The organism is Salinigranum halophilum, assembly GCF_007004735.1.
GTDB lineage: Archaea > Halobacteriota > Halobacteria > Halobacteriales > Haloferacaceae > Salinigranum > Salinigranum halophilum.
This window is the reverse complement of sequence record NZ_ML660182.1, coordinates 263041-277448: the sequence shown is the minus strand read 5'-3', so window position 1 is coordinate 277448 and position 14408 is coordinate 263041. Positions and strand designations below refer to the sequence as shown.

14 protein-coding genes are annotated in these 14408 nt (G+C 68.0%); 3 read left to right on the top strand and 11 right to left on the bottom strand.

Annotated features, from left to right (window positions below):
- Positions 1 to 4 precede the first annotated feature (4 nt).
- Positions 5 to 1135 (bottom strand): serine hydrolase domain-containing protein, encoded by a 1131-nt coding sequence (locus E6N53_RS01415; protein WP_142856317.1) that lies wholly within the window; start codon positions 1133 to 1135, stop codon positions 5 to 7.
- A gap of 173 nt (positions 1136 to 1308) precedes the next feature.
- Between E6N53_RS01415 and E6N53_RS01410 the strand changes: the two genes are divergently transcribed.
- Positions 1309 to 2919 carry a sensor histidine kinase gene (locus E6N53_RS01410; RefSeq protein WP_142856315.1) on the top strand — a complete coding sequence of 537 codons (1611 nt, stop codon included), beginning with the start codon at positions 1309 to 1311 and terminating at the stop codon, positions 2917 to 2919.
- A 19-nt stretch (positions 2920 to 2938) separates the two neighbouring features.
- On the opposite strand, the gene E6N53_RS01405 is transcribed toward E6N53_RS01410, so the two are convergent.
- The gene (locus E6N53_RS01405; protein ID WP_142856313.1) at positions 2939 to 4051 is read right to left on the bottom strand and encodes a M24 family metallopeptidase; all 1113 of its coding nucleotides are present in this window, start codon (positions 4049 to 4051) and stop codon (positions 2939 to 2941) included.
- A gap of 76 nt (positions 4052 to 4127) precedes the next feature.
- On the opposite strand from E6N53_RS01405, the gene E6N53_RS01400 reads away from it, so the two are divergent.
- Positions 4128 to 5117, top strand: a complete 990-nt coding sequence (locus tag E6N53_RS01400) for a DUF7544 domain-containing protein (RefSeq protein ID WP_142856311.1) — start codon at positions 4128 to 4130, stop codon at positions 5115 to 5117.
- A 52-nt stretch (positions 5118 to 5169) separates the two neighbouring features.
- Positions 5170 to 5403, top strand: coding sequence for a DUF7543 family protein (locus E6N53_RS01395; protein ID WP_142856309.1), 234 nt, complete (start codon positions 5170 to 5172; stop codon positions 5401 to 5403).
- 7 nt (positions 5404 to 5410) lie between these two features.
- On the opposite strand, the gene E6N53_RS01390 is transcribed toward E6N53_RS01395, so the two are convergent.
- The 9 genes from E6N53_RS01390 to E6N53_RS01350 all read right to left on the bottom strand — a co-directional run bounded on the left by E6N53_RS01390 (position 5411) and on the right by E6N53_RS01350 (position 14408).
- The gene (locus tag E6N53_RS01390) at positions 5411 to 6193 is read right to left on the bottom strand and encodes a CBS pair associated ParBc domain-containing protein (RefSeq protein WP_136602189.1); all 783 of its coding nucleotides are present in this window, start codon (positions 6191 to 6193) and stop codon (positions 5411 to 5413) included.
- Positions 6194 to 6248: 55 nt separating this feature from the next.
- Positions 6249 to 7715, bottom strand: a complete 1467-nt coding sequence (locus E6N53_RS01385) for a DHH family phosphoesterase (protein WP_142856307.1) — start codon at positions 7713 to 7715, stop codon at positions 6249 to 6251.
- Between the two features lie 113 nt (positions 7716 to 7828).
- Positions 7829 to 9349, bottom strand: coding sequence for an NADH-quinone oxidoreductase subunit N (locus E6N53_RS01380; RefSeq protein WP_142856305.1), 1521 nt, complete (start codon positions 9347 to 9349; stop codon positions 7829 to 7831).
- The gene (locus E6N53_RS01375; protein ID WP_136588677.1) at positions 9350 to 10873 is read right to left on the bottom strand and encodes a complex I subunit 4 family protein; all 1524 of its coding nucleotides are present in this window, start codon (positions 10871 to 10873) and stop codon (positions 9350 to 9352) included.
- Entirely contained in the window at positions 10870 to 12888 is a 2019-nt protein-coding gene (nuoL, locus tag E6N53_RS01370; RefSeq protein WP_142856303.1) for an NADH-quinone oxidoreductase subunit L, read from the bottom strand. Before nuoL ends, E6N53_RS01375 begins: the two co-directional genes overlap by 4 nt.
- A 1-nt stretch (position 12889) precedes the next feature.
- The gene (gene nuoK, locus E6N53_RS01365; protein WP_136588675.1) at positions 12890 to 13192 is read right to left on the bottom strand and encodes an NADH-quinone oxidoreductase subunit NuoK; all 303 of its coding nucleotides are present in this window, start codon (positions 13190 to 13192) and stop codon (positions 12890 to 12892) included.
- Positions 13192 to 13611 (bottom strand): NADH-quinone oxidoreductase subunit J family protein, encoded by a 420-nt coding sequence (locus E6N53_RS01360; protein WP_142856301.1) that lies wholly within the window; start codon positions 13609 to 13611, stop codon positions 13192 to 13194. The genes nuoK and E6N53_RS01360 overlap by 1 nt, the downstream gene beginning before the upstream one ends.
- Positions 13608 to 13892: an NADH-quinone oxidoreductase subunit J gene (locus E6N53_RS01355; protein ID WP_136588673.1), complete on the bottom strand. Its 285-nt coding sequence runs from the start codon at positions 13890 to 13892 to the stop codon at positions 13608 to 13610. Before E6N53_RS01355 ends, E6N53_RS01360 begins: the two co-directional genes overlap by 4 nt.
- Before the next feature lie 54 nt (positions 13893 to 13946).
- Positions 13947 to 14408, bottom strand: coding sequence for a NuoI/complex I 23 kDa subunit family protein (locus tag E6N53_RS01350; protein ID WP_136588672.1), 462 nt, complete (start codon positions 14406 to 14408; stop codon positions 13947 to 13949).

The following is a 14408-nucleotide window of genomic DNA, read 5'->3' as shown; positions in this document are numbered from 1 at the left end:
GGGCTCAGCGCCGGAGCAACAGCCGCACCGCGTCTGACAGCTCCGCCACGCGCGCCGCGTGCTCCCACGACTCCTCGCGGATACCGTTCGTGACGTAGGCGAACCCCACGTTCGCGTCGAGGTCCGCCCACCCGAAGATGCTCCCGAGGCCGGCGTGACCGACCATCCGCTCGTGGCTGACCGACCCGAACATGTCGTTCGCGAGGCCGCCGGTCCAGAAGCCGAGCGCGTACCGCGCCGGCCGCGACAGGGTCCCGTCGCTGTCGGTCTCGGCGTGTGTCCGGGTCGCCTCTTCGACCGTCTCCTCGGAGAGGAGTCGCGTCCCGTCCAGTTCGCCCCCGTTCGCGACACAGGCGTAAAAGCGCGCCATGTCGCGGGCGGTCCCGATACCGTTCGCGGCCGGCATCACGGCGCGGTGGACCGCCTCGTCGTTGAACGCGGCCGCCGACTCCGACGCCGGGATACCGAGCCCCTCACCGGGGTCGCGACACCGGTCGAACACCTCGAAGCCCGAGAGGGCAGCGACGTCGTCCTCCTCGTCGGCACGCAGACCGATGGACGTCCGGTCCATCCCCAGCGGGTCGAACACGTGTTCTGCGACGTACTCCTCGACGGGTTGGCCGCTCACTCGCCTGATGAGTTCGCCCACCAGCCAGCCGTAGTTGAACGTGTGGTACGCCGGTTGCTCACCCGGAGGGAACTGCGGCTCGACGGCCTCCATCGCCTCCACCACGGCGTCCCAGTCACCCCACAGTTCGGGCTGGGTGTCGAGGTCACTCGCGGGGATGCCCGCAGTGTGACTCAGCACCTGTCGGACGGTGATTTCGGCCTTCTCGCTCCCCTCGTCGGCGAAGTCGGGCCAGTGGTCGACGACGGGGTCGTCGTAAGCGAGTTCGCCCGCCTCGACGAGCTGGTGGAGGCCCACGCCCGCGTACGGTTTCGTGCACGAGAAGACGAGGTGGCGCGTGTCCGCAGTGGTCTCGCCGCCGCGACCGTCGGTCCCGCCGGCGAAGTCGACGGCGAGTTCCCCGTCGACGTAGACGGCCAACTGGGCTCCGTCGTGGAGGCCGACGTCGAGTTGTCGGTCGAACGCGGCACGGAGTCGGTCACGGTCCGCGGAAGAGAGCCGTGGCATGACACCACCCAGACACCCAGAGATAGAGAGTGTTTGGGCGGAGACCGCTCCCCGGCAGTCGATGGACGACTCTCAGGACTGATACCCCGTGCGATACGTTCAACTACCGGACAGACGCGCTCTCACTAACCGTGGGGCCAGCGTTCGGGGCGTCCGTCGTCGGTGGATGGCCGATGGTAGCAGCGTCGCTCCTGGCCGCCGTCGCGCTCGCGGTCGGCGTCGCCGTCGCGGCCGTCCGAGAGCGAGCCGTCGTCGCAGGAACCCCACTCGCGGTGTTGATGCTGCTCGTCGCCGCGTGGTGTGTCAGCTACGGCGGCGAACTGTTCGCGGCCGACGCGGTCGTTCGACGTCGCTTCTCGCACGTCTCGCTCGTCGCCGTCGCGTACGTCCCGGTCGCGTGGCTCGTCTTCGCCGTCGAGTACACGGGACGCGGGCCGCGCGTGACGCCGCGGCTGGCTGTCGCGCTCCTCGTGGTCCCGACGGTGACGGCCGCCCTCGCCGTCGCCGGACACCCGCTCCTTCTCGCACCCGCCGATGGGGACGTGCTGACGACGGGCCGCGGCCCGTGGTTCTGGGTACACGCCGCGTACTCGTATCTGCTGCTCGGGGCCGGGACGGTCCTGTTCGTGCTGATGTACGTCGTTTCGAGCGACCGCTCGCGGCACGCTCTCGCCGTCCTCGCGGCCGTCGCCGTCCCCTGGATGGCGAACGCCCTCTTCCTCTCGGGGACGGTCGACCTCCCCCTCGACCCGACGCCGTTCGGCTTCGTCGTCACCGGGGTCGTCCTCACCGTGTCGCTCGCCGAGTGGGGCCTGTTCGACAGCCTCCCCGTCGCCCGCGAGGTCGCCCGCGACGCGGTCATCGAGACGATGGACGACGGCGTCGTCGTCCTCTCGGAGGACGGCCGCGTGCTGGACACGAACCGGGTCGCCGAGGACCTCCTCGCGACCCTCGACTCGTTCGACGACCACCTCGCGAACCTCCCGACCGAGGTCGAACTCACCCGGGACGGCGAGCGCCGTCGGTACGAACTCCGGGAGTCGTCGTTCGAGCACCTCCGCGGCCTCGTCAGCGGTCGGCTCGTCACGATACGCGACGTCACCCGGACGTACCGCCACCAGCAACGGCTCGCGGTGCTCAACCGCATCCTCCGACACGACCTCCGGAACGACCTGAACGTCATCCAGGGCCACGCCGAACTCATCGCGACGGACCCCTCGGCCACGGCGGACTCCTCGGCGGTCATCCGGTCGAAGGCGACCCGCCTCGTCGACCTCGCCACGAAGGTCCGCGAGGCCGAACAGACGCTCGGGCGGACCGACCGCCTCGTCACTGCGGTCGACGTCGGCGACCTCGTCACGGAGCGCGTCACCGAGGCGCGCCGGGAGCGACCGTTCGCCGAGTTCGCACTCGACGTCCCCGACGAGCCGGTCGTGGTGCAGTCGAGTGACCTGCTCGGCGTGGCGCTCGACAACCTCCTCGAGAACGCCGTCATCCACACGACGTCGCTCTCGCCGACGGTCGAGGTGGCGGTCCGTCGTGTCGGCGACTCGGCGGTCGAGGTCGCCGTCGCGGACTACGGCCCCGGCATCCCGCCGCAAGAACGGAACGTGCTGGTCGACGGGCGGGAGACGCCGCTCGAACACGGGAGCGGCATCGGGCTCTGGCTCGTCAACTGGATCGTCTCGGAGTCGCGAGGGACAGTCTCGTTCGGCGAGAACGACCCGACCGGAAGCGTCGTCACCCTCCGCCTCCCGCTCGCGAACGCCCGTGAGCGCTCGTGAGCGCTCGTGAGCGTGACGGCTAGCCGCCGACTCGCCAGTCGCGCGACGAGTCGTTCAGTCGCTCACAGCCGTCGTCGGTGACGACGACGAGGTCCTCGATGCGGACGCCGAACTCGTCGGGCAGATACACGCCGGGTTCGACGCTGAACACCATCCCCGGCTCGAGCGTCGCCGTCGAGTCCGCGCTGACGTACGGCTCCTCGTGGACGTCGAGCCCGACGCCGTGGCCGGTCCGGTGGACGAACTGCTCGCCGTACCCCGCGGCCTCGATGACGTCGCGGGCGGCCCGGTCGACCGCACGGGCTTCGACGCCGGGGTCGACGGCCTCGACGGCCGCGGCCTGTGCCGCTCGAACCACCTCGTGGACCGCCTCGAACTCGCTCGACGGTGTGCCATCGAGGACGACCGTCCGGGTGGTGTCGCTCGGGTAGCCATCGACGCGCGTCCCGAAGTCGAAGACGACGGGGTCGCCCGGTTCGACGGTCCGTGTCCCGTGGTGGTGATGTGGCTTCGCGCCGTTCGGTCCGGCGGCGACGATGGGCTCGAAGGAGACGCCCTCGCCGCCGGCGTCGACGAGTCGGCGCTCCACCTCGCGCGCGAGTGCGGCCTCCGACTCGCCGACGAGGGAGCCGGCATCGGCGAAGAGGCTCGCCATCACCTCGTCGGCGACGGCACCGGCGCGGCGCAGCGCGTCGAGTTCCGTCTCGTCTTTTCGGGCCCGGAGCGGGCCGAGTACCTCCTCGGCCAGGCCGAACGTCCGGCCGCCGAGGACGGACTGGACGTCGAGGGTGTGTCGCGCCCACATCGTCCCGTCGAGGAGCACCCGCCCCGCGTCGGCGACACACTCGTCGACCGCGGCGTCGAGCGTGTCCACCGGGTCGTCGCCGTCGCGCCAGCTTCGTACGGTCGAGACCCAGGTCGCCTCGCGAACCTGTTCGCTCGAGAGTTCGGGGACGACGAAGGCGGGGTCGCCGGTCGGGGGGAGGAGACAGCAGAACAGCCGTTCGGAGGGGGTCTCCGCCACGCCGGTCAGGTACCGGAGGTTCGCGCCGGGCGCGAGCACGGCGAGGGCCGCTCCCCGCTCCCGAAGGCGCTCCTGACAGGCCCTGGTTCGTCGCTCGTGTACAGTCACGCGACGCTGTTTCACCCACGAGCGCAAGTAGCTGTTCCCTGCGACTTTTGTAGCCCGCGAGCGTCACGGCGAGTGAATGTCGTGGAACGCGGTCGACTCGCTCGACGACGCTCGGGCCGCGACGGAGTCGCTGCTTCTCCCCCTCTCGTGGCGGACGTGGCTCCGACTCGTCGTCGTGACGTTCTTCGTCGGTGGTGTCGGCGGTGGTGGCGGTGCAGGGCAGGCGGCACAGGGAGCCGTCTCCTCGCCGTCGCCGCCGGAGACCGCCCTGCACAGCCTCGAGTTGCCCCCGGTGCCGACGCTCGCGCCCGAGCGCGTGGGTGCGCTCATCGTCGTCATCGTCGCCATCACCGTCGTCCTCGCGCTCGGCTACGTGGTCGCCGGGGCGGTCATGGAGTTCGTCCTCGTCGAGTCGTTGCGGACGCGGCAGGTCGACCTCCGACGGCCGTTCCGTCAGTTCCTCGTCCCCGGACTCCGCCTGTTCGCCTTCCGGACGCTCGTCCTCCTCGGACTGCTCGCCAGCGCCGCCATCCCGGTCGCCTTCTTCATCAGCCCGGCTCCCGTCGCCGGGGCCGGCTGGCGTGTCGTGCTCCTCCCGCTTCTGCTCGCTGGTGTCGGCGTCGTCTGGCTCGTCGGGGCGCTCGTCCTCCGACTCACGACGGACTTCGTCGTCCCGACGATGGTCGGCGAGGGACGGACACTCCTGTCGGCGTGGCGTCGGTTCGCCCCGCTCTGTCGGGCGGCGTGGCGTGAGGTCGCGCTCTACCTCGTCGTCCGACTGGTCCTCGGTGCGGCCGCCGCCGTCGTCGTCGGCCTCGCCGTCGGTCTCGGTGCGCTCGTCGTCGCGATTCCCTTCGCACTCGTCGGCGGCGGCGTCGTCGCTACCGTCGGGGTCCAGGGGATCGGCCTGGTCGTCCTCGGCGTCCTCGCCGTCGGGTTCACGCTGCTCGTCGCCGTCTTGAGCGTCGTCGTGCAGGTGCCCGTCGTGACCTACTTCCGGTACTACGGGCTGGCGCTCCTGGGGCGACTGGACGAACGACTGGACTTCGTGGGGCGGTCGTCGTGAGCTGGAGACGCAGAGAGTAAGCTACAGGCCCGTCGGGTGCGACCGAGCCCACGTGACCTGGACCGAGACGAACGACGAACGGAACGTACACACCGAGTGGGTGCGCGACGACGGCTGGGCGACCATCCGCCTCCGAACGCGCCACGACGGGTGGATTGTCCGCCTCGACCGACTCACGCAGGCTCCGGAGGGGTCGTTGTACCTCGACGAGCGCGCCGAGACCCGCGACGAGGCCGAGCGAGTTGCCGCCGAGTGGCGGGAGACGTACGACGTCGCGGAGCGGTAAAGCGCAGTCACTGGAGTCGACGCGTCGTCTCCACGAGCGGGTGACGGGCGTAGTCGACGACCTCGATGTCGCGAATCGACTCGAGCCCCTCCTTCCGCGCGGTTCGCTCCATCCCCAACTCGACGGGGTCGTCGACGACGATGACGTAGGCGTCCATCTCCTCGATGCCCAGCCTGTCGGCCGCCATGACCCGGTGATGGCCGTCCGCGAGCAGGTTTGTCCCCGCGTTGTCGATGACGACGAGCGGTTCGGCGAGCCCCCGCTCGAGTTCGTACTGTCTGCCCTCGAGTTCGTCGGCGTAGACACGCGCTTGCGTCGGGATGAGGCCGTCGAGCGGGACGACGTTTCGCTCCTCGTGGACCTTGATACCGTGTATCTGTTCGAGGGTGCGCATCAGCTTCCCCACCTTCTCGGGCGTCGCGCGCTCGATCTGTGAGCGGATGACGTCCGTGTTGGAGATGATACCGACGAGGTTGCCGGCGTCGTCGACGACGGGCAGTTTGCGGATGCCCGACCGGAGGATGACGCGCGCGGCGTCGTTGATGTCCATATCCGGATGGGCGACGATGAGGTCCTCCGTCATCACGGTGAAGATGAGGGCGTCGTCGGCGGCGAGAAGCAGGTCGCTCGCGGTGATGAACCCCTCGACCTTGCGCGCCTCACAGACGGGGAAGCCGTTGTGGCCGTCGCTCTCGACGATACGCCGCGCGACGGCGGCGACGGTGTCCGTCGGTGAGACCGTCGCGACGTCACGGGTCATGTACTCCTGGACGGTCGCCTTCCCGGGCATGGAGCGTCGTACGCCGAGGGGGAAGAAAACCCTACCCCACGCCGGGGGCGAACGCTCACCGCTCGAAGGGGTACTCGAACCCGAGTTCGCTGTGGACGCTCGACAGCGACGCCGGCGCGGTCTCGAGCGTCTCGAAGAAGCGGGCGTTCATGACCTCCGTGACGAGTTCTTCGAACTCATCGTCGCCCTCGACGTACGCCGCGTCCCAGACGCCGAGGTCGACCTGCGCGCCGGCCATGTCGGCGTGGCCGCCGGCGCTCCCGATGGAGCCGAACGCGTCGCGCAGCGTCTCGCCGAGGTCGACGGCGGTCCCGCGGGCGCGGCCGGAGGCGTAGAGGGTGTCGTCGCGGTAGCCGTAGACGAGCGTGAGGCGAACGCCTTCCATGTCGAGGAGACGGTCGGCCGCCTGCGCGAGCGCGTCGCGGTCGGCGATTTCACCGACGTTCGTCGCCAGCGCGTCGCCACGCACCTCGCGGTTACGGATGGCCCGCGCGAGCGTGTCGAGGACCTCCGGTCCCATGCTCGGGGCCTCGATGCGGTCGAGCGCCGAGTGGTCGACGTACGGACTGAGGAACGACGCCGCCTCGAAGTCCGCGTTCGACACCTCCCGCGAGAAGTCCTTCGTGTCGATGCGGATTCCGAACAACAGGGCGGTCGCGAGCGTCGTGTCGGGTTCGATGCGGAGCCGACGCAGATACTCCGTCAGGAGCGTGCTCGTCGCGCCGACCCCGCTCCGCAGGTCGAGACAGCGCGCTTCGACCGGCGCGCGCGGGGGGTGGTGGTCGATGGCGATGTCGACGCGCGTGTCGGGTGCGAGCCCGTCGTTGACGCCGGGGCGCGAGTGGTCGACGAGGGCGATGCCGTCGTACTCGTCCATCGTCGCGCCCGGTTCGAGGTTCCGGAGCGAGAGGTCGAGCAGGTTGATGAGCGCCCGGTTCTCCTGGTGAGAGACCTCGCCGAAGTAACAGGGGACGGCGTCGATACCGACCAGGTCCGCGATGCGCACGAGTGCGAGCGCCGACGCGATAGCGTCCGGGTCGGGATTGTCGTGCATCACGACGGCCAGCGTCCCGTCGATGGTCCGGAGGACGCGCAGGAGTCGGGTGACGCGCGTCACCGTCTCCCCCGTCGCGGTGTCGAGGAACGCCCTCGCCACTGACCCGTGCGGGTCGACGACGCGGTCGGCGACGGCGTCGAGCGCGGCGACGGTCTCCTCGTGTGGGTCGTCACCCGCGTACGCGACGACGAGCGCGTCCGAGAACTGCTCACGTGCGACCTCGGCGGCGACACGGTTGCGTTCGCCGTCCGTGCCCGCGACGACGACCGTCGTCACGTCGTCGGGGTACGTCTCCGGGTCGGTCGGGTCGCCCACCCTCGCGTCGACACCGTCGTCGCGCAGCGAGTCCACGCGACTCCGGGCCTCCGAGACGACGTGGAGCGTCCCCGGACGCGTCCGGGCGGACCGGACGACCTCGCGGGCGACCGGGCTCCATCCGAGCACCAGACGGCTTGGCCGCGACATTAGCGGAGGTTGCCAGTACTCGCCAAAAACCCTGCCGCATCGTGCTGTCGAGAGCTAGTGCGACGCCTGGCGCGTCTCTACATCGAACGAGAAACGGAGTGAACGCGACAGCCTCAGAACAGCGCGGCAGCCGATGCCTGCGCCGTCTCGACGACGGGCGCGAAGGCCGGCAGCAGCAGGACTGTTCCGAGCGCGGCGGCCATGACGGCGACGTACAGCCCGATGGGACGCGACTCGATCTCGAAGTCGCCCATGGGGTCTTCGATCCACATCGCCTTCACGACGCGCGAGTAGTAGAACAGCGACAGCGCGCTGTTGATCGCGCCGACGGCCGCGAGCCACCAGAAGCCGCCCTCGATGGCCGAGTAGAAGAGGGCGTACTTCGAGAGGAACCCGCCGAACGGCGGCAGACCGGCCAGCGAGAACATGAAGACGGTCATGGCGATACAGGCCATCGGGGCCTGCGTCGAGAGACCGTTGAGGTCCTCGAATTTCCGACCCAGGCCCCAGTACTCGGTCATGGCGATGAAGATGAACGCGCCGGTGTTCATGAAGCCGTAGACCAGGAGGTGCGCCATCGACGCGCCGATGACGTCACCGTTCGGGCCGCCACTGGAGACGGCGGCGAGGCCGATGAGCGCGTAGCCCGCGTGGCCGATAGAGGAGTACGCCAGCATGCGCTTGACGTTCTCCTGCGTGGCGGCCGCGAAGTTGCCGAGCGTCATCGTCACGACGGCCAGCACGGCGAACGCGAGCGGCCAGTCGATACCCATCGGGACCAGTTCGCTGACGGGGAACGCCACCGTGAACACGCGGAACGCGACCGCGAAGCCGGCGGCCTTCGAAGCCGACGAGAGGAAGCCCGAGATGGGCGCGGGCGCGCCCTCGTACGCCTCCGGGGCCCAGAAGTGGAACGGGACGGAGGCGGTCTTGAACGCGAAGCCGCCGATGATCATGAAGACGCCGATGCCGGCGACACCGACCATCCCCGTCGCGTCCACCAGTCCGGACGCGACGTCACCGAGGACGAGCGACCCCGTGGCGGCGTAGACGAGCGAGATCCCAAATGCAAGGACGGCCGAGGAGACCGCGCCGATGAGGAAGTACTTGAGACTCGCCTCGACACTGCCCCGGTTGCGCTTGAGGAACGCGACGAGCGCGTAGGACGGAAGCGAGGCGAGTTCGAGCGAGACGAACACGGTCGCGAGGGAGTTCGAGGCCGCCATGAGGCTCATCCCGGTCGCCGCGAAGAGCACGAGCGAGTAGAACTCACCCTGGTAGGCCTCGCCCTCCAGATAGTCGTACGAGGCGATGACGACCAGCGCCGTGACGGAGGCGAAGATGAGCTGGAAGAACAGCGCCATCCCGTCGACGACGAGCGAGGCACCGTACAGTTCGATGGCGCCGCCCGTACTGGGCTGGCCCGTGCCGGACACGAGGTACCAGCCGGCGATACCGAACGACACGAGCGAACCGACCGTGGCGATGGCCGCGAGCAGCGTGCTGTTCGACGTGTCGGGGTCGATCGTGTCCGCGAGCAAGAGGACGATCGACGCCGCGGCGAGCGCCAGGATGGGTGCCGTGGCGGCCCAGTCGGGCAGGCTCGACGATTGGATGAAGACGTCAGCGAACATCTACGAGACACCTCCCAGGATGGGGTTGACGGCGTCTTGAATCATCCCGAAGAACAGGTCCGGGGCCACGCCCAGGACGATGATGAGCGCGAGCAGCACCGCCAGCGGCGCCACGTCGTGGACGGGTGCCTCTGCGACGGTGTAGTCGCCGTCGAACCTGAACGGGCCGAACAGCGTGCGCTGCATCGCCAAGAGGAGATAGCCCGCGACGATGACGATGCCGAACATCGCCGCCGCCGTGAACAGCGGCATCCCCGCGAAGGTGGTCGACTCGAACGAGCCCTTGAAGATGAAGAACTCGCCCGCGAAGCCGGCCATCAGCGGCAGCCCCATGTAGGCGAACGCGCCGGCGACGAAGATGCCCGCGGTGACGGGCATCCGGTCGGCGATACCGGACATGTCGCCGACCATCCGGGTGTGGGTCGTGTTGTAGACGACGCCGACGGTCATGAACATCAGCCCCGAGATGAGGCCGTGCGCGACCATCTGGAACGTCGCGCCGCCCACGCCGTAGGTGGTGTAGGCGATGAGGCCGAGGATGACGTACCCCATCGACGACACCGACGAGTAGGCGACGATGCGCTTGAGGTCCTCTTGGGCCAGCGCGAGCAGCGCGCCGTAGATGACCGAGATGACGGCCAGAATCGCGATGGGCACCGCGAAGTCGACGGCGACCTCGGGGAGCATCGTGAAGTTGAACCGGAGCAGCGCGTAGGTCCCCATCTTCAGGAGGACCCCCGCCAGCATCACCGACACGGGCGTGGGGGCCTCGACGTGGGCGTCGGGCAGCCACGTGTGCAGGGGGGCGACGGGCACCTTCACCGCGAACCCGATGAACATCGCCACGAAGGCGGCCGCGGCGAGCGTACTCGGCGCGATGCCGTACAGGGAGCCGAGTTCGTCGGCGCGGAGCGCCATCGCGATCTCCGGCAGGCGCATCGAGCCGACGGAGTCACCCAGGCCGAAGACCAGGGCGATGAAGCCGATGAACATCACCAGCGAGGCGACGTTCGTGTAGACGAAGAACTTGATCGCGGCGTACTTTCTCCGAGGTCCTCCCCAGACACCGACGAGGAAGTACATCGGGACGAGGACGGCCTCCCAGAAGACGAACCAGACGAAGAAGTCCAGCGCGGTGAACACGCCGATGAGGTTCGCCTCCATAAAGAGCATCAGCCCGTAGAACTGGCTCTGCCGCATATCGATGGGCGTCCAGGCCGAGACGATGGCGAGCGACGTCAGGATGGTCGTCAACACGACGAGCGGGAGCGAGATGCCGTCGACCCCGACGAACCAGTGGAGGTCCAGTCCACCGAGGGTGAACCAGACGACGTCTGTCTCGAACGCGATGGTTCCGTCCATCAGGGCGTTGCCGCTCGCGTCGAACTGTGACCACATCCAGAGCGCCCCGGCGACCGGGGCCAGACTGAGCACGAACGCCAGCCGACCGGCGTACTCGTCGGGCGCGACGAGGACGCCGAGGGCGGCGACGAACGTGAACGCGATGAGTGCTTCGATGATCATGCGAACCAACCTCCCATCAGACCGAACACTACCAAGAGCGCCGTCAGCCCGAGTGTCAAGAGCACCGCGTAGTTCGAGACGACACCCGTCTGGATGCGGCGCATCCGCGAGCCGGTCATGAGGCTGACGGAGGAGACGCCGTTGACGACGCCGTCGACGACGCCCTGGTCGAACTTGTCGGCGACCCGAGCGATGGGCCGGACGACGTCCTCAGCGAGCCAGACCTGGTACTCGTCCTGGTAGTAGTTGTTGTACAGCAGCGTCTTGATGCCGCCGAGCTTGTCGGTGTGTTCGACCGGCTCGGGGACGTTGTACAGCGTGTACGCGAGCAGCGCACCCGCGAGGGCGAGGCCAAGCGAGACGGCCGCGCCGATGGCGACGGTCGCCGCCTCGCCGCCGATGTACGCCGAACTGTAGGGCAGGACGTCCCCGTAGTGGTGGGCCGTGAGCGACTCGAAGCCGCCGTCGAGCCACTGGTGGAGGAAGTCGATGCCGCCGATGCCGAGGAGCTTCTCCACCGGCACCATGTTGACGACGCCCGTGACGGCCGCGAGCGTCCCCAGCACCACGAGCGGGACCTTCACGTTCCACCGCACGCCGTGGGGATCACGCGCCGTCTCCGACCGCGGCTTCCCGTGGAAGGTGAGGAACACCATCCGGAAGGTGTAGAAGCCGGTGAAGAAGACGGCTAACAGCCCCATCGCGTAGGCGGCGAGCAGGATGGGCGAGCCACCCAGACCGTGGATGAGCGTCTCGTAGAGCACCTCGTCTTTCGACCAGAAGCCCGAGAACGGGAAGATGCCCGCGAGCGCGAGCGACCCCGCGAGGAACGTGTAGTAGGTCACGGGCATCTTCTCTTTGAGTCCGCCCATGTCCCACATGTTCTCGTTGTGGTGCATCGCGATGATGACCGACCCCGCACCCAAGAAGAGCAGCGCCTTGAAGAACGCGTGGGTCATCAGGTGGAAGGTCGCGGCGACGTAGCCGCCCGCGCCCAGGCCGAGCATGATGTAGCCGTACTGGGAGATGGTCGAGTACGCGAGCACCTGCTTGATCTCGCGCTTGACGACGCCCATCGTCGCGGCGACGAGGGCGGTGAACCCACCGACGAGGGCGATGACCGCCAAGGCGGTGGGCGAGACGGCGTAGAAGCCGTACATCCGCGCGACGAGATAGACGCCGGCTGCGACCATCGTCGCGGCGTGGATGAGCGCGGAGACGGGCGTCGGGCCCTCCATCGCGTCGGGGAGCCAGGTGTGCAGCGGGAACTGCGCGGACTTCCCGATGACGCCGCCGAGGACGAGCAGGCCGACGACGGTGAACCACGTCTGCGGCGCGAAGCCGAGCGTGTTGACGCTCGCCTCGCCCGCGATGGCCTGTTCGGCGAGGACGGGGAACGACCCCTCGCCCGCGAACGCGGCGGTCCCGAACGTCGCGAAGACGGCGACGACACCGACGAGGAAGAAGTAGTCACCGAACCGGGTGACCAAGAACGCCTTCTTCGCCGCCGACGGCGGGCCGGCCTCGCGGAACCAGAAGCCGATGAGCAGGTACGAACACAGCCCCACCAGCTCGAAGAACATGAACGCCATCAGCAGGTTGTCGCTGACGACGAAGCCGAGCATACTCGCGCTGAAGAGGCCGAGCGCGGCGTAGTACCGAGGGAGTCCGGTCTCGCCCTCGTCGTTCATATACCCCAGCGAGAAGAGGTGGACGAGGAACGCCACGAGCGAGACGATGACGAGCATCATCGCGCTCAGCGGGTCGAGGAGGAGTCCGAACGTCAGGTCGACCGCATCGAGCCCTTCGGCCCACGTGTAGAGCGTCTGATTGTACGCCCCGCCACCGGCGACCTGTAAGGCCACACCGATGGACAGGAGAAGCGATCCGCCGGTCGCCGCGATGCCCGCCAGCGCCCCGCCCTTCGGCATGTATCGCCCAGCGAAGAGGGCGATGACGAACGAGAAGAACGGCAAGAGGACGATGGCCGGCGCGAAGTCGAATATTCCTGCCATCTTACCACCTCATCGTCTTCGGGACGGTCACGTCGACGTCCTTGAAGTTGCGGTACAGTACGAGAATGATGCCGATACCGACCGCCACCTCGGCGGCTGCGAGTGCCATCGTGAACAGCCCGAACGTCTGCCCCGTGACGTTCCCCCAGAACTGAGAGAACGCGACGAGGTTGATGTTCGCGGCGTTCAACATCAGCTCGACGGACATCAAGAAGAGCAGCGCGTTGCGCTTCGTCAGGATGCCGAACAGACCGATGCAGAACACCGCCCCCGAGAGCAGGAGATACCACTCCGGCGGCACCATCAGCGGTCACCTCCGGATGCGCCTGTGTCCTCGTCGGCGTCGGTGTCGGATTCGGACTCGGTGTCGTCGCCGAAGACGGTGCGCTTCAGTTCGCGCCCGCCGTCGGTGAGCAGCGAGACCGTCTTGCCGTCGTCCTCGCGACGCGCGAGGATGATCGCCCCGTCGAGCGCCGCGTCGAGCGCGATGGCGATGACGAGGAACGCCACGAGGAACGACTCCGCGGGGACGGAGCCGAAGTCGAGGTTGAACATCGCGTAGCCGATGCTCGCGGTGACGTTCGCGTCGGCCGGGAAGCCCTGTGGTTCGGGGAACTGTGCGGTGAGGAACGCGCCGGCCATCACCGCGAACAGCGCGACCGCCGCGAGCCCGGGAACGAGATGCGAACCCAGGTCGAGTTCGGGTCGTGTGGTTGGTTTCATGTGCGGCTCACCTCCGGTTCGTCCGCGTCTGTCGGTTCTGTCCGCGTCAGCATCACGGCGAACGTGATGAGGATGAGAACCCCGCCCACGTAGACGAGGATCTGCATGGCGGCGAGGAACTCCGCCTGCAACATCACGTAGTGCACCGCGACGCTCAACAGCGCCGCCCCGAGCAACAGTGCGGAGTGCCAGACGTCCCGCACGAGGACGACGCCGATGCTGCTCCCGACTGTGACGAGCGCGAACAGCAAGAACGCGGCCATTTCATAAACGGTAGCCATTGTGTGTGTCTCCTTGTGGATGCCCTTTGAAGATTTCGAGAACGCTCTCGGCGATTACTGGTAGTCGACCTCGCCGTCGCTCTCACCGACCCACGCGTTGCGGTCGGGGTTGCGCTCGTTGAGCGGGTCCATCCCTTTGTACCAGGGAACGTTCTTGAGCTGTTCTTTGTTGTAGACGAAGTCGTTCTTCGTGTCCGCGGTGAACTCGAAGTTCTGCGTGAGCAGGATGGCGTCGACGGGACAGACCTCCTCACAGAGCCGGCAGTAGATACACTGCCCGATGTGGAGGTTGTACTGCTCCCCGTTGCGCTTGTCGTCCGTGACGATCTGGATGGTGTCGTTCGGACAGACGTTCTCACACTGGCGGCACCAGATACACCGCTCCTGTGAGAACTTGTGAACCCCTCTGAACCGCGGGCTCACCTCGGGTTCCGCTTCGGGGTACTCGACGGTGAACGTCTGACCGTCGAGTGCGTGTTTCATCGTTACTGCCATTCCTTTGAGTATTCCAATCAT

What these genes read in the sequence shown, in the direction of transcription:
- E6N53_RS01355 (WP_136588673.1), bottom strand. Translation starts at nt 13,892, where the DNA reads ATGGCTACCGTTTATGAAATGGCCGCGTTCTTGCTGTTCGCGCTCGTC.
- E6N53_RS01415 (WP_142856317.1), bottom strand. Translation starts at nt 1,135, where the DNA reads ATGCCACGGCTCTCTTCCGCGGACCGTGACCGACTCCGTGCCGCGTTC.
- E6N53_RS01380 (WP_142856305.1), bottom strand. Translation starts at nt 9,349, where the DNA reads ATGTTCGCTGACGTCTTCATCCAATCGTCGAGCCTGCCCGACTGGGCC.
- E6N53_RS01400 (WP_142856311.1), top strand. Translation starts at nt 4,128, where the DNA reads ATGTCGTGGAACGCGGTCGACTCGCTCGACGACGCTCGGGCCGCGACG.
- E6N53_RS01385 (WP_142856307.1), bottom strand. Translation starts at nt 7,715, where the DNA reads ATGTCGCGGCCAAGCCGTCTGGTGCTCGGATGGAGCCCGGTCGCCCGC.
- E6N53_RS01410 (WP_142856315.1), top strand. Translation starts at nt 1,309, where the DNA reads ATGGTAGCAGCGTCGCTCCTGGCCGCCGTCGCGCTCGCGGTCGGCGTC.
- nuoL (WP_142856303.1), bottom strand. Translation starts at nt 12,888, where the DNA reads ATGGCAGGAATATTCGACTTCGCGCCGGCCATCGTCCTCTTGCCGTTC.
- nuoK (WP_136588675.1), bottom strand. Translation starts at nt 13,192, where the DNA reads ATGGTGCCGCCGGAGTGGTATCTCCTGCTCTCGGGGGCGGTGTTCTGC.
- E6N53_RS01360 (WP_142856301.1), bottom strand. Translation starts at nt 13,611, where the DNA reads ATGAAACCAACCACACGACCCGAACTCGACCTGGGTTCGCATCTCGTT.
- E6N53_RS01350 (WP_136588672.1), bottom strand. Translation starts at nt 14,408, where the DNA reads ATGATTGGAATACTCAAAGGAATGGCAGTAACGATGAAACACGCACTC.
- E6N53_RS01375 (WP_136588677.1), bottom strand. Translation starts at nt 10,873, where the DNA reads ATGATCATCGAAGCACTCATCGCGTTCACGTTCGTCGCCGCCCTCGGC.
- E6N53_RS01390 (WP_136602189.1), bottom strand. Translation starts at nt 6,193, where the DNA reads ATGCCCGGGAAGGCGACCGTCCAGGAGTACATGACCCGTGACGTCGCG.